Raw genomic sequence first — 17726 nt, 5'->3', positions numbered from 1 at the left:
CGAACCGGCCGGAGCGGCCGGTCACGACCGAACCGGCCGGAGCGGCCGGTCACGAGGAGGACATCATGGGCATCGAACATCCGAAATATCGCGTTGCGGTGGTGCAGGCGGCCCCTGCCTGGCTCGACCTCGACGCCTCCATCGCCAAGAGCATTTCCCTGATCGAGGAGGCCGCCGCCAAGGGGGCCAAACTGATCGCGTTCCCCGAGGCCTTCATCCCCGGCTATCCCTGGTATATCTGGCTGGACTCGCCGGCCTGGGCGATCGGGCGCGGCTTCGTGCAGCGTTATTTCGATAATTCCCTGTCCTACGACAGTCCGCAGGCCGAGAAGCTGCGGCTCGCGGTGAAGAAGGCCGGCATGACTGCGGTGCTCGGCCTGTCCGAACGCGAGGGCGGCAGCCTCTATCTCGCGCAATGGCTGATCGGGCCCGACGGCGAGACCATCGCCAAGCGGCGCAAGCTGCGGCCGACCCATGCCGAGCGCACCGTCTATGGCGAGGGCGACGGCAGCGACCTTGCGGTGCATGACCGCCCCGGCATCGGCCGGCTTGGCGCACTGTGCTGCTGGGAGCACCTTCAGCCGCTCTCGAAATACGCGATGTATGCCCGGAACGAACAGGTGCACGTCGCGGCATGGCCGAGCTTCTCGCTGTACGATCCGTTCGCGCCGGCGCTCGGCTGGGAGGTCAACAACGCGGCCTCGCGCGTCTATGCCGTCGAAGGCTCGTGCTTCGTGCTGGCGCCCTGCGCCACGGTCTCACAGGCGATGATCGACGAGATGTGCGACCGCGACGACAAGCACGGGCTGCTGCATGTCGGCGGCGGGCACGCCGCGATCTACGGGCCCGACGGCAGCTCGATCGCCGAGAAGCTGCCGCCCGATCAGGAGGGCCTGCTGCTCGCCGATATCGATCTCGGCGCGATCGGGATCGCCAAGAACGCCGCCGATCCGGCCGGACACTATTCGCGGCCCGACGTCACGCGCCTGCTGCTGAACAAGAAGCCCTCCAAGCGCGTCGAGCATTTCGCGCTGCCGCTCGACAGTCTTGAGGAGATCGACGCGGCCGCGAGCTGAACGCACCAGGACGACATCCAAACCGGAGGCGACTGCCATGGAATCCGCAATTCCATCCCATCTGCAAACGGCGCGCTCCCGTCATCGCCGCGTGCCCGACGACTACGCGCCGCCTTATCCGTCCTTCGTCGCGCGCCACAAGCCCGCGGTCGCAAGCGTGATCATGGCCTATTTCGGCGTCCAGTTTCGCGGCGAGCCGACCGCCGCGGCCACCGAGGCGCTGGCGCGGATCGCAACGCGCTTCGCCGGCGAGAACGGCCCGACCCATTGGGACCGCGCGCAATATGTCGACCAGGCCGGCTTCACCAATGTCGTCTCAGTTGCCTATTGGGACGATGCCGGGCGTTTCGACGCCTGGTTTGGCGGCGCGCGCGAGGCCTGGACCGGCGGCAATGCCGGTGATGCCGTCGGCCGCTTCATCGAGGTGCTGCGGCCGCATGTTGCGCGCTACGAGACGCTGTTCTCGTCGCTTGGCCGTCCAGAGGGCGTCGCCGTGCTTGCCGACGGCATGAGCGGCGAGGTGCAGGAGCACGCCTATTGGGGCGGCATGCGCGATCGCATCCCGCTGTCGCAGACCGACGCGATGACGCCGGGCGGCGAGCCGCGGGTGATCCGCGATGGCGCACGGATCCGCGTGGTCGCGCATGACAATCTCTGCCTGATCCGGTCCGGCCAGGACTGGAGCGACACCGAGACCTCCGAGCGCAAGATGTATCTCGACGATGTCGAGCCGGTGCTGCGCGAGGGCATGGACTTCCTGCGCGACGACGGCGTGCCGATCGGCTGCTACGCCAATCGCTACATGCGTGTCGTCGATGCGCAGGGACGGCCGACGGAAAAATCCTACGGCCAGAGCTGGTGGAAGAGCCTTGCGGCGTTGGAGCGCTGGGCGGAATCGCATCCGACCCATGTCAGGATCTTCGGTGCGGCGATGAAGTATCTGTCGACCCTGGGACCAGCTGCGAAACTCAGGCTGTATCACGAGGTCACGGTGGCGGCCGCCGACGAGCAGTTCTTCGAATATCTCGGGTGTCACGAGTCCACCGGCATGCTCAACGCGGTGCAGGTCGCGGCAGCACCAGCCGCCTGACGCGGGCCTCTCGGTCCGAGCAGGGGCGCACTACCAAAATATCGAAAACAACCCCATGCAAAGTAGCCGGCGTCGAGACGCAACTTGACTCGTCGGGCAACTCAGCGGCATTCTTCTATTATCCAGAAATCGTGCAGGCACCCTCAGCTTGCTCAGTGTCATCACCCGCGCATGCGGGTGATCCAGTATTCCAGAGACCGCAGCGCTTGAGCCGAAGCGCCGCGGCGTACTGGATCGCCCGGTCCATGTGCGCAATTGCGCACAGGCCGGGCGATGACGGCGGTGGTCCACTTAGCGCGCATCAGGGCATTTTGGCCGAACATCGTCGAACTTCTACGGCCGCAGCCGGCCGCCGCGTTCCGCGATCGCCTGCGCCAGTTCGACGGCTGGGCCGCGTCTGGTCCGGCGGGCGGTGCGGACCACAAACTCGACGCTGCCGAGCGGCGGCAGGCCTGACGCCGGCATCGCTTCCAGCCCGTCCGGGATCAGGCCCTGCGCCTGCGGCGTGATGCCGAGGCCGGCGAGTGCTGCTGCGCGCAGGCCGCTCAGGCTGCCGCTCGAGCAGACGATGCGCCAGGGCCGCCCGAACCGTTCCATTGCCTCCAGCACCACGCTGCGGCTGACGCTCGGCGGCGCGTAGAGGATCAGGGGCAGCGGCCCGTCGGGATCGAGCCGCGTGCCGGGCGCGCCGGTCCACACCAGGCGGTCCTGCCACACCAGCTGTCCCAGTGCGTCGCCGGGTCGGCGCTTGCCCAGCACGAGGTCGAGCTCGCCGGCATCGAGCTGCTGGTACAGCACGGCGCTGAGGCCGACCGTCAGTTCGAGATCGACCTGCGGGTGGCGGCGGACGAAGTCGCGCAGCAGGTCGGGCAGGCGCGAGCTGGCAAAATCCTCCGCGGCGCCGAACCGGACTTTTCCACGCACCTGCGACCCCGCGAAGTAGTCGCGGGCACGCGCATTGGCCTCGAGGATCGGGCGCGCAAAGCCCGTCATCGCCTCGCCGTCGGCGGTGAGCACCACCGAATGGGTGTCGCGAACGAACAGGCGCCGCCCGGCGGCAGCCTCGAGCTTGCGGATGTGCTGGCTCACCGTCGACTGCTTCAGGCCGAGGCGGCGGCCGGCCTCGGTGAAGTTCTGCGTCTGCACCACGGTGAGGAAGGTTTCGAGCTGGGTCGGGTCGAGCATGGCCGACGATCCGTAATTACATAATGTAATGACAATAACATCGGTAAGCGCGGTTCACAATCGGTATGGGGAGGAGCACCTTCCGATCAAGGAAAGGAAGCCACCATGACCCTCAGCCGCCTGCGCTCGTTCGTGCCCGTCGACCCCTACATCGCCGCCATCGTCGGCATGGTCGGCCTCGCCACGCTGCTGCCGCTGCACGGGCAGGGCACCGTGATCGGCGGCTATGCCACCGATGCCGCGATCGCGCTGCTGTTCTTCCTCCACGGCGCACGGCTGTCGACGACGGAGGCGCTGGTCGGCGCCCGGCACTGGCGGCTGCACCTCGTGATCTTCCTGTCGACCTTCGCCCTGTTCCCACTGCTCGGGCTCGCCGCGCATGCGCTGGCGCCGCATCTCTTGACGCCGGCGCTGTGGGCGGGCGTGATCCTGATCTGCATCCTGCCGTCGACGGTGCAGTCGTCAGTCGCCTTCACCTCGATCGCGGGCGGCAATGTGTCGGCGGCGCTGTGCTCGGCGACCGCCTCCAACCTGCTCGGCATCGTCGCGACGCCGCTGCTGGCGGGCGTGCTGCTCTCCAGCCATGGCGGGTTCTCGGGCAATGCCGCGCTCGACATCGTCGTGCAGCTGCTGCTGCCGTTCGTGGCGGCGCAATTGTCGCGGCCGCTGATCGGCGGCTTTGTCGCCAGGCACCATGCGATGCTCGGGCTGGTCGACCGCGGTTCGATCCTCCTGATCGTCTACACCGCATTCAGCGACGGCGTCAGCCACGGCATCTGGCATCAGGTCAACGCGACCCAGATGGCCATCGTGCTCGGCCTCGACGCGCTGCTGCTGGCGACTGTGCTGCTGGTCACCAACTTCGGCAGTAAGCTGCTCGGCTTCTCGCGCGCCGACCGCATCGCCATCATGTTCTGCGGCTCGAAGAAGAGTCTGGCGAGCGGGTTGCCGATGGCGAGCGTGCTGCTGGCCGGCCAGTCGGTCGGTCTGATCGTGTTGCCGCTGATGCTGTTTCACCAGATCCAGCTGATGACATGTGCGGCGCTCGCGCGGCATTACGCGGGTGGTGAGGAAGGGGCGTCACATGATGCAGCGCCGGTGCACGCGTAGGCATTTTGCCCCCGCTGTCGTCCCCCGGCTTGCCGCCTTCGCTAAAGCTTCGGCGCGCCAGGGAATCAGGGCCGCGTCGAAGCCTTGGCGTAGACGGGACCGGGGGACCCAGTACGCCGCGGCCTCTCCGTGATTGACTGCTGTCTCTGGAATACTGGATCGCCCGGTCGAGCCGGGCGATGACACCGTGAGTGGGCAAGTGATCGTGCTTAGCGCAGCCTTACGCGACGCGCAGACCCTTCGCGATTTCCTTCTGTGCGTCGAACTCGCGGCGCAGGCGCGCCAACTCCTCGGCGCTCAGCGCGTCGGCGTTGCTGTAGTCACGCTTCCAGGACGCGTCCTCGCTCCAGCGCAGCGGTGACTGCACGGTGGTCTGTGGACCGGGCGCAGTCTCCAGCACGCGCAGCGCGAGCTCCAGCGTGATGGCCTGCGAGGCTTCGTCATGCGGCTTGCCGGCGGAGTTGCCGAGCGGGAAATCCGAGAACAGGAAGCGCGGCACTGCGGCGTGCTCGACAATGTCCTTGGCACAGCCCATCACGACGGTTGGGATGCCGTTCGCCTCGAGATGCCGCGCGACGAGGCTGACGGTCTGGTGGCAGACCGGGCAGTTCGGCACCAGCACCGCGGCATCGACATTGTCGGCGCGGCAGCGCTTGAGGATTTCGGGCGCGTCGGTCTCGATGGTGACGCGGTGGCTGCGGTTGGTCGGGGCGCCGAAGAAGCGAGGGGCGACTTCACCGATCATGCCGGCCGCGGCGAGGCGCTTGAGTTGCGCCAACGGGAACCAGGTGCCGTTGTCGGTCGCCGTGGTGTGGATGCGGTCATAGGCGATGTGCGAAATTCTTAAGTCGTGCTGCTGCGATGTATCGCCGTCATAGACCGAATAGAATTTTGCCCCGCCATTGTATTTCGCGCCGGGGCCCTGGTCACCTCGGGCGGGATCGAACGGCGCCGCCGTCGTGATGAGGGCGATGCGGGACTGGTTCAGCGGCTTCGTCAGCGGCTGGAACGGGGCGGAGGTGTAATGAGCCCAGCGGTAGGGGGTGGTGTACCCGATCGCCGCGTAATAATCGCGGGTCCGCTTCATGTAGCCGATCGGGGCGTCGTCGTCGGGCGCGAAGCCTGTTTGATCGTCCGAAGCTGCGGCCATTTTGCGCTCCCTTTTGCGCGCCATCATTTCAGTCCATAGCTAGACCACGAGCTTGCGGTGTCAAGCCGCGCAGCGCGGGAACAGATTTGCGATGCGAACAGGTCTTTGTGCCGCATTGGTCCTGCTTTTGACGCTGGTGCCGCCGATCGGCGCCGGCGCGGACGACGCGCCTGCCGCGGCGCCGGCGACGCCGCCTGCGGACAAGTCGGCTGCGCCCACCGAAAAACCCGCGGAGGTGCCGGCCGAGCCGCCTGCGCCACCGCCGGCAGGGCAGGCCTCTCCATCGGCCGAGAAACCTGCTGCGCCTTCTGCGGAGACGCCCGCGGCACCTGTCGAGAAGCCCGCGGCACCTGCCGAGAAGCCTGCCGCGGCAACCGACAAGCCCGCGGATGATGCGCGTGAGAGCGACACCCGCGAGGCGATGTGCCTGATGATCGAGTCGGCGGCGCGGGCCAACGACCTGCCGCTCGAATTCTTCGCGCGCGTGATCTGGCAGGAGAGCCGCTTCCAGGCCGACGCGATCGGGCCGATGACCCGGAGCGGCCAGCGTGCGCAGGGCATCGCGCAGTTCATGCCGGGCACGGCAAACGAGCGTGGGCTTCTTGATCCCTTCAATCCCGTCCAGGCGCTGCCGAAGTCGGCGGAATTCCTCAGCGAGCTGCGCAATCAGTTCGGCAATCTCGGCCTCGCGGCGGCGGCCTACAATGCCGGCCCGCGCCGGATCCAGGACTGGCTCGCCGGCTCCGGATACATGCCGCAGGAGACGCGCAATTACGTCTCCGCGATCACCGGCTCGAGCGTCGACGACTGGGCTGCGGCCGGCCGCAACGGCAGGATGCCGCAGCGTGCGCCGACCGCGAGCTGCCGCGAGCTGATGGCGCTGTTGAAGCGCGCGCCCAATCCGTTCGTGGCCGAGCTCGAGCAGCACATCACGCTGTCGGCGGCCAAGGTATGGGGCGTGCAACTCGCCGCCGGCTTCAGCCGCGACAAGGCGCTTGCGATGTATGCCCGTGCGATGAAGCGGCTGTCGAACGTGATCGGCGATCAGGATCCGAGCCTGCTCGGCTCACGGCTGCGCAGCCGCGGCAGCGCGACGTTCTACCAGGTGCGCATCGGCGCCGACACGCGCCCCGAAGCCGACGGCCTGTGCAGCCGCATCCGCAAGGCGGGCGGCGCGTGCTTCGTGCTGAAGAACCGGGTGTGATCTCTCCGCGTCATTGCGAGCCACCCTGTCGGCGCAGAGCGCCGCCGGATGACAGGCTCCGCGACGCAATCCATGCTTCCGCGGAACGGATAGATAGATGGATTGCTTCGTCGCTACGCTCCTCGCAATGACGCTTGGGGCTACTGCATAGCAGCGCTGTGCCGTCTCTTGCTTGACCCTGCGTTGCCAGCGCCCTAAGCCGCCGACATTGCAAAATCATCCGGCTCCCCGTGGCGCTTCCTTCGCTCGATTCTCCGCAATGGCAGACCTCGTTCCGCGCCTTCCTGTGGGGCGCGCGATCGATCGGCGCGACGGTACTGACCCTCGTGCTGTTTGCGACCTATCTCGGCATCGGCGCGCTGGCGCATGATTCCGGCTTCTCGCTCGGCTGGACCCTGGCGAGCACCGCGTTCGTGTGGGCGGGCCCAGCGCAGATCATCGTGATCACGACGCTCGGCTCCGGCGCCACCGTGCTGCAATCGGCGATCGCGGTCACCGTCAGCGCGATCAGGCTGTTTCCGATGGTGGTCTCGGTGCTGCCGTTGATGCGCACCGAGCAGACCAAGCGCCGGCATCTGATCCTGGTGGCACATCTCACCGCGGTGACGCTGTGGGTCGAATGCTACCGCTTCCTGCCGCAGGTGCCGCGCAACCGGCGGATCGCCTTCATCCACGGGCTCGGCCTGGGGCTGGTCTCGGTCTGCCTGATCGCCAACACGATCGGCTATGCGCTCGCGGCCAACCTCACACCGCTATTGGCCGCCGGCATGCTGATGCTGACGCCGCTTGCGTTTCTGTTCTCCACCGCGCGCAACTGCCGCGAGCTGGCCGACGTCATCGCGCTGGTGCTTGGGCTCTTGCTGTTCCCGCTGGCCGCGATGCTGAACAGCGGCGTCGATATCCTGGTCAGCGGCGTCGCCGCGGGGACCATCGCCTATGCCGTGCACCGGGCGAGGGCGGGCATCGTGAGGGCGCGCGCGTGACTGGCTTCATCGGAGACTGGCACGCGCTTGCTATCCTGTTCGTGGCGGGCGTCATCCCCAACCAGATCTGGCGCATGCTCGGCCTGTGGTTCGGCGGCGGCATCGACGAGAATTCCGAGCTGCTGGTCTGGGTAAGGGCGGTCGCCACCGCGATCCTCGCCGGGATCATTGCGCAGATCGTGGTGCAGCCGCCGGGCGCGCTTGCCAGCGTGCCGGACTGGCTGCGCTACAGCGCCGTCGCCGCAGGCTTTGTGGCGTTCTTGCTGGCGCGGAAATCGATCTTCGCCGGCGTGATCGTGGGCGAGGTCGTCGTGATTGCGGGCAAATACTGGCTCGGCTGATTGCGGCGAGCGCATTATCCGCTACTCTCATTCCCCAAGAACAAAACAATGGGGAAACGGCATGCAGCGGCGCGCATCATCGCTATTCATTGTTGCTCTGACAGCGTTGCTGACGGTGGCGTTGCCGGTGCATGCCACCGACTATCCGACGCGACCGATCAAGCTCATAGTGCCCTATGCTGCGGGCGGGCCGACCGACGTGCTGGGCCGCATCGTGGGCGAATATCTCGGGCGCGATCTCAAGCAGGTGGTCGTGGTCGAGAACAAGGCAGGCGCGCAGGGCGCGATCGGCGCCGAGGCCGTGGCGCGCTCCGATCCCGACGGCTACACGCTGTTCGTGACGGCGGCCTCGATCTTCGTGCTCAATCCGCTGCTCTACAAGAAGCTGCCCTACGATCCGGCGAAGGATTTTCGCCTGCTGTCTGTCATCACGGACGCGCCGATGATCATGGAGGTGAATCCGTCCGTACCTGCCAGGACGATCGCGGAGTTCGTCGCCTACGCTAAGACAAATCCCGGCAAGCTCAATTTCGGCTCGGCCGGCACCGGCGGCACGGTTCATCTCGCCGGCGAGATGTTCAAGCAGATGGCCGGCGTCGAGATGACCCACGTGCCCTACAAGGGCGCAGGACCCGCGCTGCAGGATTTGCTGTCAGGCAACATCCAGCTGATGTTCGACACGCTCGGCACCGCGCTGCCGCCGGTCAAGTCAGGCATGCTGCGGGCGCTCGGCGTCAGCTCGACCGCGCGCATCCCCGATTTGCCCGATCTGCCGACCATCGCCGAGAGCGGCTATCCCGATTATGCGGTCAGCGTCTGGTATGGTATCGCTGCGCCGTCGAAAGTGCCTGACGAGATCGCCGGCAAGATCAAGGCGAGCCTCGACCGGGCCTTGAACGACGAGGCGTTCCGCGCTTCGCTGGTCAGGATCGGTTTTCCGCCGCTGCGCGCGAAGAGCCAGGCCGAGATCGACAAATTCGTGGATGCCGATCGCGCGCGATGGGCTGATGTGGTCAAGGCGCTGAATCTATCATTGGATTGACACATGGTACGTGAAATGGAATTGCGCCAGGGCGAGGTTTCCGTCGACATGCCGTCGGCGCGCGACGCCGGGCTTGTGTTCATCGGCCGCATCCGAACGCCCTGGACCTCACGGCTGGCGACGCCGCGACAGGGGCGTCATGACGGTCCGGTATGCCGGCTCGAGATTTTCGAGCCGTGGGTCGCCGCGATCAAGGGCGTCGATTTCTACTCGAATCTCGAAGTGCTGTACTGGCTGCACCAGTCGCGCCGCGACATCGTGCTGCAAAGCCCAAAGAACAACGGCAACACCCGCGGCACCTTCTCGCTGCGCTCGCCGGTACGTCCCAATCCGATCGGCACCTCGATCGTCAAGCTGGTCGGCGTCGAGGGCAACGTCATCCTGGTGCGCGGCCTCGACTGCCTCGACGAGACGCCGCTGATCGACGTCAAGCCCGACCGCTGCGAGTTCACGCCACTGGCGCCGCCGCAGTCGGGGGATTTCGAGACGGAGTAGGATCTCACCGTCGTCATTGCGAGGAGCTCGCGACAAAATTGCAAAGCAATTTTGCGCTGCAGCGACGAAGCAATCCATCGTTCCGCATGTGCCGAACGATGGATTGCTTCGCTTCGCTCGCAATGACGGGGAAAGGCCGCTATTTCAACGCCGCGATCAGCTTCGCGGCATTCGCCTCCAGCACCTTGCCGTCTTCCTTGTGGCTCGCGGGCGGCAGCAGCGCGACGCCATCCTTGCGCGGCATCACGTGCAAGTGGAGATGGAAGACCACCTGGCCGCCGGCCGGCTCGTTGAACTGCTGCACGGTGATGCCGTCGGCTTCAAAGGCCTTCATCGCGGCGGCGGCGATCTTGTGCGCGGCGCGCGCGACATGGGCGTAGTCATCAGGCGTGATGTCGAGGATGTTGCGGGCGGGGGCCTTCGGGATTACCAGCGTATGCCCGGGCGAGCGCGGCATGATGTCGAGGAAGGCGAGCACGTGCTCGTTCTCATAGACCTTGTAGCAGGGAAACTCGCCGCGCAGGATCTTTGCGAAGGGATTGTTGTTGTCATAGGCGGCGGGCATGGCGGCGGCTCCTCGATTTTTTAGAAGGCTAATGTCCCGGTCGCGGCTGAAACGTCAAGCGTCGTCGTCGACGGTCTTCCGGAACGGGCCGGCCTCGGTCAGCTCGCGGCCGACCTCGGCGACGTAATCGCGCTCGCGCTTGAGGTAATCGGCGATGGCGCGGCGCAGCCCGGGATCGGCGATGAAATGCGCCGAGTGGGTGGTCTGCGGCAGGTAGCCGCGCGCCAGCTTGTGCTCGCCCTGTGCGCCGGCCTCGACCACCTTGAGTCCGCGCTGAACCGCGAAATCGATCGCCTGATAGTAGCAGACTTCGAAATGCAGGAACGGGTGGTGCTCGATCGCGCCCCAGTTGCGGCCGAACAGCGTGTCCGAGCCGATGAAGTTGATGGCGCCGGCGATCCAGCGGCCGTTGCGCTTGGCCATGACAAGCAGCACATCCCGGCTCATGCTCTCGCCGATCAGCGAGAAGAATTCCCGGGTGAGGTATGGCCGGCCCCATTTGCGCGATCCGGTCTCCATGTAGAACTCGAAGAACGCGTCCCACGCGTCCTCGGTGATGTCGGAGCCGGTCAGCCAGTGGATCGTGATTCCGGCGGTGACGGCTTCGCGGCGCTCGCGCTTGATGCCCTTGCGATGGCGCGAGTTCAGCGAACCGAGAAAATCGTCGAAGGTCGTGTAGCCCTCATTGTGCCAATGGAACTGCTGGTCGGTCCGCTGCAGGAAGCCGTGCGCGCCGAGGAATTTTGCCTCGTCCTCGCGGGCAAAGGTGACGTGCACTGAGGAGGCTTCGGTGGCGTTGCAGAGCGCCCGCAGGCCGCGCGCCAGCGCCGAGCCGATCACCTCGCGGTCGACGCCGTCGCGGATCAGAAGCCGCGGCCCGGTCGCGGGCGTGAAGGGGACGGAGACCTGGAGCTTCGGATAATAGCTGCCGCCGGCGCGGTGATAGGCCTCGGCCCAGCCGCGATCGAACACGTATTCGCCCTGCGAGTGCGATTTCAGATAGCAGGGCACGACGCCGACGATCCGGCCGTCGAGTTTTGCCACCAGATGCCGGGGCCCCCAGCCGGTCCGCGGGCAGGCCGAATTGGAGGCTTCCGCGGCAGCGAAAAAGGCATGGGAAACGAAGGGGTTATAGCTCGAACTTGCGGCGGTCTGGCAATCGCCTGCGGCAGCGGGCGAGGCCAGCGTGTCGAGGTTATGGATGCTGTCCGCATCCGCCTTGGGATTGGCGCAGGCGTCCCATTCGGCGGCTGGAATGCCGCCGATGTCAGCCACGGCCTCTAGGGTAATTTCAGAAGACGCCATCGAGAATGAAGACCGGTGCCTCTTTTGAGCATGATCTTGCCGGAACAGCTGGCTCCACTTCCGGATCATGCTCTGCATTCCGCCATCGCCGATGACGACCAACGCTTTGACCAACGCCCAACCAGCTCTTGCCAAGATCGTGCATCGCAGCGACGACTTCAAGGCCGCGAAGGAACATGTCAGGTTCCCGGCACAAACCCCTCGAAGATCATCTGATCGGCGTAACGGGCCGCACGCTCGCGCTGTTCCGCGGTCCGCACGGTCCAGGCCAGCAGCGGACAGCCGAACACGTTGCGGGCGATCCAGGGCGCCGGCGCCGGTAGCTGGTTGACCCAGAAGGCAACGAAATGCGGCTCGGTCTTGAAGCCGTGGCGCAGGTACAGCATGCCGTCGCGCTGGGCCGGCGTCAGCTTGGTCCAGGAACTGTCGTCATAGGTGCGCTGAGCGGTGATGCCGCGCGGCAGGTTCGGCATGACCTCGCGCAACGCCAGCACCTGGTCGGGATCGAACGACATGCCGACAACCGGGCCGGAATAGGATGCCAGCACCTCGGCCATCCGGGCTACCAGCTTGCGGTCGCCGTCGAAATGGCTCTTCACCTCGACCACCAGCGGCATGCGGCCGGCGACCAGCGCGCAGAGGTCGCCGAGCGTCATCATCTGCTCGGACGTGTTCTTGAACTTGACTGCTTTCAGCTCGGCCGCCGTCTTCGTCGCCAGCAGGCCCGAACCTTCGGTGAGGCGACCGAGCGCATCGTCGTGATGCACCATCGCCTCACCATCGGCAGTGAGCTGGATATCGCACTCGATGGCGAAGTTGCCGGCAACCGCAGCGTTGGCCGCGGCCGGCATGTTCTCGATGACACCGCGTGCGGCATCATGCAGGCCGCGATGAGCGACCGGCCGTTTCGTCAGCCAATCAGGGGCGCGCACGATCAGGAGACTTCGAACACGCCTTCGACCTCGACCGCGGCATCCGCCGGCAGCGAGGCAACGCCGACGGTGGTGCGGGCATGCCGACCCTTGTCGCCGAACGCTGCGACCATCAGGTCGGAAGCGCCGTTCAGGACCTTCGGTCCGTCGAAGAAATCGGGCGCCGAGTTGATGAAGCCGCCGAGCCGCACCACGCGCACGACCTTGTCGAGATCGCCGAGCGCCGCCTTGACCTGGGCCAGCAGGTTGATCGCACAGCCCTGCGCCGCGGCGACGCCTTGTTCGATCGTGACGCCGGCCCCTAACTTGCCCTTGGCGATCAGCTTGCCTTCGGCGTTGAAGCAGACCTGGCCCGAGACGAACAGCAGGTTTCCGCTGCGGACGAAGGGGACATAGTTTGCGACCGGGGCGGTCGGTTCAGGAAGTGTGATGCCCTGTGACGCCAGTTTCTGTTCGACGGTACCCGCCATCTTTGTTCCCCAATTGGATTGCACGAAAGCCTGAAACGAGGTCAGGGCCAAGCTTGTCTCGATTGTTTCGCGCATCGTGCCGCCGGTTGCAAGCGACTGTAAGGGTACGCGGAGTGCCGCCGTGACATGCGGAATCGCACGAAAAATTGCCGAAAATGACGGCATTTTCGCTGCGCACATTGCAATTTTGTAAAACTTGCCCCAGTTGCGGCGCAATACCACCGTCACTATTGTGGCGAATCTCTGCCTCCTTGAGGAAAAACCATGACCTTGCCGTTTGGGAATCCGTCGCGTGCCCTGGTGCTCACGATCGCGGTAGCCGCAGGATCCGGTCTGGTTCATGGGTCCGCCGCTGCTGCGGCAAGCGGGCCGTTTCTCGCGCATCAGGCGCTGTACGATCTCAGCCTCGTGAAATCGCGCGGCTCCAATTCGGTCAGCGATGCGCGCGGGCGCATCCTCTACAATTTCTCCGGCAACTCCTGCGAAGGCTACACCTCCGAATTCCGCCAGGTCTCCGAACTCGACAGCGGCGAGGGCAAGGTGACGCTGTCAGATCTGCGCTCATCGTCCTGGGAGGATGCGTCGGGCAAGAGCTACCGCTTCAAGATCGACACGCGGATGAACGACAGTGAATCGTCTCCGGTCGACGGCACCGCCGAGCGCGTCGGCGATCATATCACCGTGAAGCTGACCCAGCCGGTGAAGAAGACGTTCAATCTCGACGGCAAGATCGTGTTCCCGACCGAGCAGATCCAGCACATCATCGCTGCCGCCCGTGACGGCAAATCGGTGCTCGAGCAGACCGTCTATGACGGCTCCGACAATGGTGAGAAGGTCTACAACACGCTGACCGTGATCGGCCGGCCGCTCGCAGGCGACCGCGCGCCCTCATCGCCCGATCCGTCGACGGCGAGCGATGCGATGAAAACCATGACGCGCTGGCCGGTGACAGTGAGCTATTACGACAGCGATGCGCGGGCGAAGGACGGCGAGCAGACGCCGGTCTATGCGATGTCGTTCGAGCTGTACGAGAACGGCGTCTCCCGCGCGCTGGTGCTGGACTACAACGATTTCGTGATCTCGGGCGCGCTCGACAAGTTCGACGTCAGGGATTCCAAACCCTGCAAGTGAGGGGCTGATCATCTCGACATACACAGCCGTCGTCCCGGGCAAGCGAAGCGCGACCCGGGACCCATAACCACGACCGTCAATTGTCGTGCAACGCCGGAGCTACAGCGCGCTTCAACAACTGCTCCCTGTGGTTATGGGTCCCTGCTTTCGCAGGGACGACAGCGGAGCAAGCCAACGCCCCCGCGAGACCGCTCTGGCCGGAACCATCAGACGCGAGTACGCTTCGCAAAACACGCGTCTCAGGGAGGCACATCATGAGCAAATCAGACCATCTTCGCCCCAGCGGCCTGCATCACAATCCGGCTTACTCCCACGTCGTCGTCGCCTCGGGCGCGCGCACCATCTACATTTCCGGACAGGTATCCACCGACGAGGAGGGCCGGGTGGTCGGCGCCGGCGATCTTGCCGCGCAGACGACCCAGGTGATGCAGAACCTCGGTACGGCGCTAAAGGCGGCCGGCGCCAGCTATTCCAACATCGTCAAGATCACGACGTTCGTCGTCGGCTACAAGCCGGAGCTTCGCCCGATCATCGGCAAGGCGAGGTCGGTATTCTTCGAGGGCATGGAGCCGCCGGCCTCTACGCTCGTCGGCGTCACTGCGCTCGCTGCACCGGAATGGCTGATCGAGATCGAGGCGATCGCGGTCGCGGATTGAGAGGCACACTCTCCGTCATTGCGAGAAGCGAAGCGACGAAGCAATCCATAGCGCCGCAAGCGGCACGGTGGATTGCTTCGCTGCGCTCGCAATGACGGAGGTCTTACTCCTCCGCGTTCTTTTGCGGTCCCTCATAGGCAATGCCCCGGATCACGGCGGCATTGCCGAACTTCTTGCGCAGATTGTCGATTGCGCGTTCAGCGTGGGCCGAGCGGCGGTCGAGCATGTCGGAATCATTGGCCTGCGAGCCCGGGCGCAGCGCGCTGACGCCGGCGCCCATCAGGCGGAAGGCGGTACCGTCGATCTCCTTGACCAGCATCTCGCGCGTTACCGCAAAGATCTTTGCGGCCAATTGGGTCGGCGTCTGGATCGATTGTGAACGGGTACGCTGGCGGAAATCAGCGGTCTTTAGCTTCAGCGTGATGGTGCAGCCGGAGAGCTCGCTGCTCTTCAGCCGCGCCGAGGTTTTCTCCGACAGCTTCCAGAGCAGCTTTTCCAGGGTTGCAAAATCGCGGATGTCGGTCTCGAAGGTGGTCTCGCTCGAAATGGTCTTGGCGCCGCGGTCGGGCACCACGCTGCGGTCGTCGATGCCGCGCGCCAGCCGCCACAGCCTGCGGCCTTCGCTGGCGAACTGCTTCATCAGCTCGTTCTCGTCGGCGCGCTGCAAGTCGGCGATGATGCGGAAGCCGCGCTGCACCAGCTTCTCCTGCGTCGCAGGGCCGACGCCATAGATGAAGCCGACCGGCTTGCTCGCCAGCATCTCGCGCGCCTCGTCCTGGTCGAGCGTGGCGAAGCCCCTGGGCTTGTCGAGGTCGGAGGCGATCTTGGCGAGGAACTTGTTGCAGGACAGCCCGACCGACACCGTGATGCCGATGTCGCGCTCGACGTCGCGGGCGAATTTGGCGAGCACCTTGGCCGGGATCATGCCGTGGACGCGCTGCGTGCCGGAGAGATCGAGGAACGCCTCGTCGATCGACAGCGGCTCGACCAGCGGCGTCAGCGCCTGCATCGCGTGCCGCACCTCGCGCCCGACCCGGACATATTTCGCCATGTCCGGCGGGATCACGGTCGCATCCGGGCAGAGTTCCAGCGCCTTGAACATCGGCATCGCCGAACGGACGCCGTAGGTGCGCGCGATATAGCAGGCGGCCGACACCACGCCGCGCTTGCCGCCACCGATGATGACCGGGCGATCGGCGATCTCGGGATTGTCGCGCTTCTCGACGGTGGCGTAGAACGCGTCGCAGTCGATATGGGCCAGCGCCAGTGCGGGCAGGGTGCGATGACGCACCAGCCGCGGCGATCCGCAATGGCCGCATCGCTTCACCTTGATATCGAGATCGCCGAGGCAGTCTCGGCAGAAACTGAGGGGGCCGTCGGATGCCGCCGCTGCCGTCGTCACGGCACGTCGCGCTCCCATCTCGGGTCGCCCAGCACCTGGTGGGCGGCGGCGATGTTGGTCGGGTGCAGTTCGGAGGCCGCGGCGAACGCCTTCACGGTGGCATCGTCACGCATCACGAAATCGAGCACGCTCGCAAGAAATTGAGGATTGGACGCCGCGTTCCGCAGCGTCTCCGGACCGATTCCGGTTTCAGCGAGGAACAAGCCCAGCCGCTCGGGATCGCCGGCAATGAAGCCGAGCGCCTGAATCGCAACGATTTCAGCGACTTCCCGCGGGTTGTGAACAGGCTTTTTCAACGCGCCGGTTTGCCTTTCCGTTAACTTATGGTCTCTATTGAGAGACCCATCATGCCCGAGTCTTCCGCGTGTGTTCAAGCAACGGAAACCACGCTACGGAAGTTGGACTTCGGGTTAACGGGTTAGAGCGATTCTGGCGCTAGTTTGAATTCACATTTTCGACGCGTCCCGAGCGCGGTGCGTGAGGTGCCGCAGCCGGGCCCGTCTCCTGGGTTTGGGAGGGACGGGATGGCCAAAACCGTCCTGATCGTGGAGGACAACGAGCTCAACATGAAGCTCTTTCGCGATCTGTTGGAAGCGCACGGCTATCAGACTTCGGGTACCAGCAATGGCTTCGAAGCGCTCGATCTCGTCCGCAAGCTGCGCCCCGACCTCATCCTGATGGATATTCAGCTGCCCCAGGTTTCCGGCCTCGAAGTCACGCGCTGGATCAAGGACGATCCCGATCTGCGCACGATTCCGGTGGTCGCGGTCACCGCCTTCGCCATGAAGGGCGACGAAGAACGCATCCGCGAGGGCGGCTGCGAAGCCTATTTGTCCAAGCCGATCTCGGTCGGAAAATTTATTGAGACTGTCCGACGCTTTATCGGATAGGGGAGTTGTGGTGCAATGTCCGCGCGTATCCTCGTCGTCGATGACGTTCCGGCGAACGTCAAGCTGTTGGAAGCCCGTCTGTCGGCCGAATATTTCGATGTGCTGACCGCTTCCAACGGGACCGAGGCGCTGGAAATCTGTGCACGCGCCGAATGCGACATCATCCTGCTCGACGTCATGATGCCGGATTTGGATGGTTTCGAGGTCTGCCGCCGGCTGAAGTCGAATCCGGCGACCCATTTCATTCCCGTCGTCATCGTCACCGCGCTCGACAGTCCTGCCGATCGCGTGCGCGGGCTGGAATCCGGCGCGGATGATTTCCTGACCAAGCCGGTGTCCGACGTCGTGCTGATCGCGCGCGTGCGCTCGCTGACGCGGCTGAAGATGATGACCGACGAGCTGCGCATGCGCGCCATCACCTCGCTCGAGATCGGCATGCAGGCGCCCGAGCGCAGCGCGATCGCCGACAAGGGCACGGGCGGCCGCATCCTGCTGGTCGACGACCGGCCGTCGTCCTATGAGAAGCTGGCGCCGATCCTCTCCGCCGAGCACACCGTCGACGTCGAGACCAATCCGTCGGAAGCCCTGTTCCACGCCGCCGAGGGCAATTACGACCTGCTGATCGTGTCGCTCAGCCTCGACAATTTCGACGGCCTGCGCCTGTGCAGCCAGGCCCGCTCGCTCGAGCGCACGCGCCAG

The 17726-nt window shown here is 65.3% G+C and carries 21 protein-coding genes; 12 read left to right on the top strand and 9 right to left on the bottom strand.

Annotated features, from left to right (window positions below; translation table 11 throughout):
• Positions 1-65 precede the first annotated feature (65 nt).
• The gene (locus FNJ47_RS14585) at positions 66-1076 is read left to right on the top strand and encodes a carbon-nitrogen hydrolase family protein (protein WP_163154126.1); all 1011 of its coding nucleotides are present in this window, start codon (positions 66-68) and stop codon (positions 1074-1076) included.
• A gap of 37 nt (positions 1077-1113) precedes the next feature.
• Positions 1114-2166 carry a phenylacetaldoxime dehydratase family protein gene (locus FNJ47_RS14580; protein ID WP_163154125.1) on the top strand — a complete coding sequence of 351 codons (1053 nt, stop codon included), beginning with the start codon at positions 1114-1116 and terminating at the stop codon, positions 2164-2166.
• Between the two features lie 333 nt (positions 2167-2499).
• Here FNJ47_RS14580 and FNJ47_RS14575 read toward each other — a convergent pair whose 3' ends face one another.
• The gene (locus FNJ47_RS14575) at positions 2500-3351 is read right to left on the bottom strand and encodes a LysR family transcriptional regulator (protein WP_163154122.1); all 852 of its coding nucleotides are present in this window, start codon (positions 3349-3351) and stop codon (positions 2500-2502) included.
• Between the two features lie 105 nt (positions 3352-3456).
• Here FNJ47_RS14575 and FNJ47_RS14570 point away from each other — a divergent pair, with 105 nt between their 5' ends.
• A complete protein-coding gene (locus FNJ47_RS14570) occupies positions 3457-4461 on the top strand; it encodes a bile acid:sodium symporter family protein (RefSeq protein WP_163154121.1) in 1005 nt (334 codons plus the stop codon).
• Between the two features lie 220 nt (positions 4462-4681).
• Here FNJ47_RS14570 and FNJ47_RS14565 read toward each other — a convergent pair whose 3' ends face one another.
• Positions 4682-5611, bottom strand: coding sequence for a glycine/sarcosine/betaine reductase selenoprotein B family protein (locus FNJ47_RS14565; RefSeq protein WP_163154119.1), 930 nt, complete (start codon positions 5609-5611; stop codon positions 4682-4684).
• Between the two features lie 91 nt (positions 5612-5702).
• Between FNJ47_RS14565 and FNJ47_RS14560 the strand changes: the two genes are divergently transcribed.
• The 5 genes from FNJ47_RS14560 to tsaA all read left to right on the top strand — a co-directional run bounded on the left by FNJ47_RS14560 (position 5703) and on the right by tsaA (position 9676).
• Positions 5703-6815, top strand: a complete 1113-nt coding sequence (locus tag FNJ47_RS14560; protein WP_235999880.1) for a lytic transglycosylase domain-containing protein — start codon at positions 5703-5705, stop codon at positions 6813-6815.
• A gap of 230 nt (positions 6816-7045) precedes the next feature.
• The gene (locus tag FNJ47_RS14555) at positions 7046-7798 is read left to right on the top strand and encodes an AzlC family ABC transporter permease (RefSeq protein ID WP_163154117.1); all 753 of its coding nucleotides are present in this window, start codon (positions 7046-7048) and stop codon (positions 7796-7798) included.
• Entirely contained in the window at positions 7795-8139 is a 345-nt protein-coding gene (locus FNJ47_RS14550; protein ID WP_163154115.1) for an AzlD domain-containing protein, read from the top strand. The genes FNJ47_RS14555 and FNJ47_RS14550 overlap by 4 nt, the downstream gene beginning before the upstream one ends.
• Positions 8140-8200: 61 nt before the next feature.
• Positions 8201-9181 carry a Bug family tripartite tricarboxylate transporter substrate binding protein gene (locus FNJ47_RS14545; RefSeq protein WP_235999879.1) on the top strand — a complete coding sequence of 327 codons (981 nt, stop codon included), beginning with the start codon at positions 8201-8203 and terminating at the stop codon, positions 9179-9181.
• 3 nt (positions 9182-9184) lie between these two features.
• Positions 9185-9676, top strand: coding sequence for a tRNA (N6-threonylcarbamoyladenosine(37)-N6)-methyltransferase TrmO (tsaA, locus tag FNJ47_RS14540; RefSeq protein WP_163154113.1), 492 nt, complete (start codon positions 9185-9187; stop codon positions 9674-9676).
• 139 nt (positions 9677-9815) lie between these two features.
• On the opposite strand, the gene FNJ47_RS14535 is transcribed toward tsaA, so the two are convergent.
• The 5 genes from FNJ47_RS14535 to FNJ47_RS14515 are packed head-to-tail and all read right to left on the bottom strand — an operon-like array spanning position 9816 to position 12948.
• Positions 9816-10241, bottom strand: a complete 426-nt coding sequence (locus tag FNJ47_RS14535; RefSeq protein ID WP_163154111.1) for an HIT domain-containing protein — start codon at positions 10239-10241, stop codon at positions 9816-9818.
• A 54-nt stretch (positions 10242-10295) separates the two neighbouring features.
• Positions 10296-11546: a GNAT family N-acetyltransferase gene (locus FNJ47_RS14530; protein ID WP_163154109.1), complete on the bottom strand. Its 1251-nt coding sequence runs from the start codon at positions 11544-11546 to the stop codon at positions 10296-10298.
• Positions 11533-11724, bottom strand: coding sequence for a hypothetical protein (locus FNJ47_RS14525; RefSeq protein WP_163154107.1), 192 nt, complete (start codon positions 11722-11724; stop codon positions 11533-11535). Before FNJ47_RS14525 ends, FNJ47_RS14530 begins: the two co-directional genes overlap by 14 nt.
• Position 11725: 1 nt before the next feature.
• Positions 11726-12478, bottom strand: coding sequence for a glycerophosphodiester phosphodiesterase family protein (locus tag FNJ47_RS14520; RefSeq protein WP_163154105.1), 753 nt, complete (start codon positions 12476-12478; stop codon positions 11726-11728).
• A 2-nt stretch (positions 12479-12480) separates the two neighbouring features.
• Positions 12481-12948, bottom strand: coding sequence for a RidA family protein (locus FNJ47_RS14515; protein ID WP_163154103.1), 468 nt, complete (start codon positions 12946-12948; stop codon positions 12481-12483).
• 264 nt (positions 12949-13212) lie between these two features.
• Between FNJ47_RS14515 and FNJ47_RS14510 the strand changes: the two genes are divergently transcribed.
• Together FNJ47_RS14510 and FNJ47_RS14505 are read left to right on the top strand one after the other, a co-directional pair.
• A complete protein-coding gene (locus tag FNJ47_RS14510) occupies positions 13213-14079 on the top strand; it encodes a cell envelope integrity EipB family protein (protein ID WP_163154101.1) in 867 nt (288 codons plus the stop codon).
• Positions 14080-14333: 254 nt separating this feature from the next.
• The gene (locus FNJ47_RS14505; protein WP_163154100.1) at positions 14334-14735 is read left to right on the top strand and encodes a RidA family protein; all 402 of its coding nucleotides are present in this window, start codon (positions 14334-14336) and stop codon (positions 14733-14735) included.
• A 103-nt stretch (positions 14736-14838) separates the two neighbouring features.
• On the opposite strand, the gene FNJ47_RS14500 is transcribed toward FNJ47_RS14505, so the two are convergent.
• Both FNJ47_RS14500 and FNJ47_RS14495 read right to left on the bottom strand, forming a co-directional pair.
• Positions 14839-16155 (bottom strand): DNA polymerase IV, encoded by a 1317-nt coding sequence (locus tag FNJ47_RS14500; RefSeq protein ID WP_163154098.1) that lies wholly within the window; start codon positions 16153-16155, stop codon positions 14839-14841.
• Entirely contained in the window at positions 16134-16433 is a 300-nt protein-coding gene (locus tag FNJ47_RS14495; protein ID WP_163154172.1) for a DUF3572 domain-containing protein, read from the bottom strand. Before FNJ47_RS14495 ends, FNJ47_RS14500 begins: the two co-directional genes overlap by 22 nt.
• Positions 16434-16661: 228 nt before the next feature.
• Here FNJ47_RS14495 and FNJ47_RS14490 point away from each other — a divergent pair, with 228 nt between their 5' ends.
• Together FNJ47_RS14490 and FNJ47_RS14485 are read left to right on the top strand one after the other, a co-directional pair.
• Positions 16662-17027, top strand: a complete 366-nt coding sequence (locus FNJ47_RS14490) for a response regulator (RefSeq protein WP_016845968.1) — start codon at positions 16662-16664, stop codon at positions 17025-17027.
• A 15-nt stretch (positions 17028-17042) separates the two neighbouring features.
• Positions 17043-17726 (top strand): response regulator (locus tag FNJ47_RS14485; protein ID WP_163154096.1); only part of this gene is annotated, 684 nt, incomplete at its 3' end.

The organism is Bradyrhizobium uaiense (genome assembly GCF_010811875.1).
Lineage (GTDB): Bacteria > Pseudomonadota > Alphaproteobacteria > Rhizobiales > Xanthobacteraceae > Bradyrhizobium > Bradyrhizobium uaiense.
Note: the sequence above shows the minus strand (reverse complement) of the source record. Positions and strands in the feature narration are given on the sequence as shown.

Excerpts from the sequence above, each read along its gene's own strand:
- FNJ47_RS14585 (WP_163154126.1), top strand. The coding sequence starts at position 66 with ATGGGCATCGAACATCCGAAATATCGCGTTGCGGTGGTGCAGGCGGCC.
- FNJ47_RS14580 (WP_163154125.1), top strand. The coding sequence starts at position 1,114 with ATGGAATCCGCAATTCCATCCCATCTGCAAACGGCGCGCTCCCGTCAT.
- FNJ47_RS14575 (WP_163154122.1), bottom strand. The coding sequence starts at position 3,351 with ATGCTCGACCCGACCCAGCTCGAAACCTTCCTCACCGTGGTGCAGACG.
- FNJ47_RS14570 (WP_163154121.1), top strand. The coding sequence starts at position 3,457 with ATGACCCTCAGCCGCCTGCGCTCGTTCGTGCCCGTCGACCCCTACATC.
- FNJ47_RS14565 (WP_163154119.1), bottom strand. The coding sequence starts at position 5,611 with ATGGCCGCAGCTTCGGACGATCAAACAGGCTTCGCGCCCGACGACGAC.
- FNJ47_RS14560 (WP_235999880.1), top strand. The coding sequence starts at position 5,703 with ATGCGAACAGGTCTTTGTGCCGCATTGGTCCTGCTTTTGACGCTGGTG.
- FNJ47_RS14545 (WP_235999879.1), top strand. The coding sequence starts at position 8,201 with ATGCAGCGGCGCGCATCATCGCTATTCATTGTTGCTCTGACAGCGTTG.
- tsaA (WP_163154113.1), top strand. The coding sequence starts at position 9,185 with ATGGTACGTGAAATGGAATTGCGCCAGGGCGAGGTTTCCGTCGACATG.
- FNJ47_RS14535 (WP_163154111.1), bottom strand. The coding sequence starts at position 10,241 with ATGCCCGCCGCCTATGACAACAACAATCCCTTCGCAAAGATCCTGCGC.
- FNJ47_RS14530 (WP_163154109.1), bottom strand. The coding sequence starts at position 11,546 with ATGGCGTCTTCTGAAATTACCCTAGAGGCCGTGGCTGACATCGGCGGC.
- FNJ47_RS14525 (WP_163154107.1), bottom strand. The coding sequence starts at position 11,724 with ATGTTCCTTCGCGGCCTTGAAGTCGTCGCTGCGATGCACGATCTTGGC.
- FNJ47_RS14515 (WP_163154103.1), bottom strand. The coding sequence starts at position 12,948 with ATGGCGGGTACCGTCGAACAGAAACTGGCGTCACAGGGCATCACACTT.
- FNJ47_RS14510 (WP_163154101.1), top strand. The coding sequence starts at position 13,213 with ATGACCTTGCCGTTTGGGAATCCGTCGCGTGCCCTGGTGCTCACGATC.
- FNJ47_RS14505 (WP_163154100.1), top strand. The coding sequence starts at position 14,334 with ATGAGCAAATCAGACCATCTTCGCCCCAGCGGCCTGCATCACAATCCG.
- FNJ47_RS14500 (WP_163154098.1), bottom strand. The coding sequence starts at position 16,155 with ATGGGAGCGCGACGTGCCGTGACGACGGCAGCGGCGGCATCCGACGGC.
- FNJ47_RS14490 (WP_016845968.1), top strand. The coding sequence starts at position 16,662 with ATGGCCAAAACCGTCCTGATCGTGGAGGACAACGAGCTCAACATGAAG.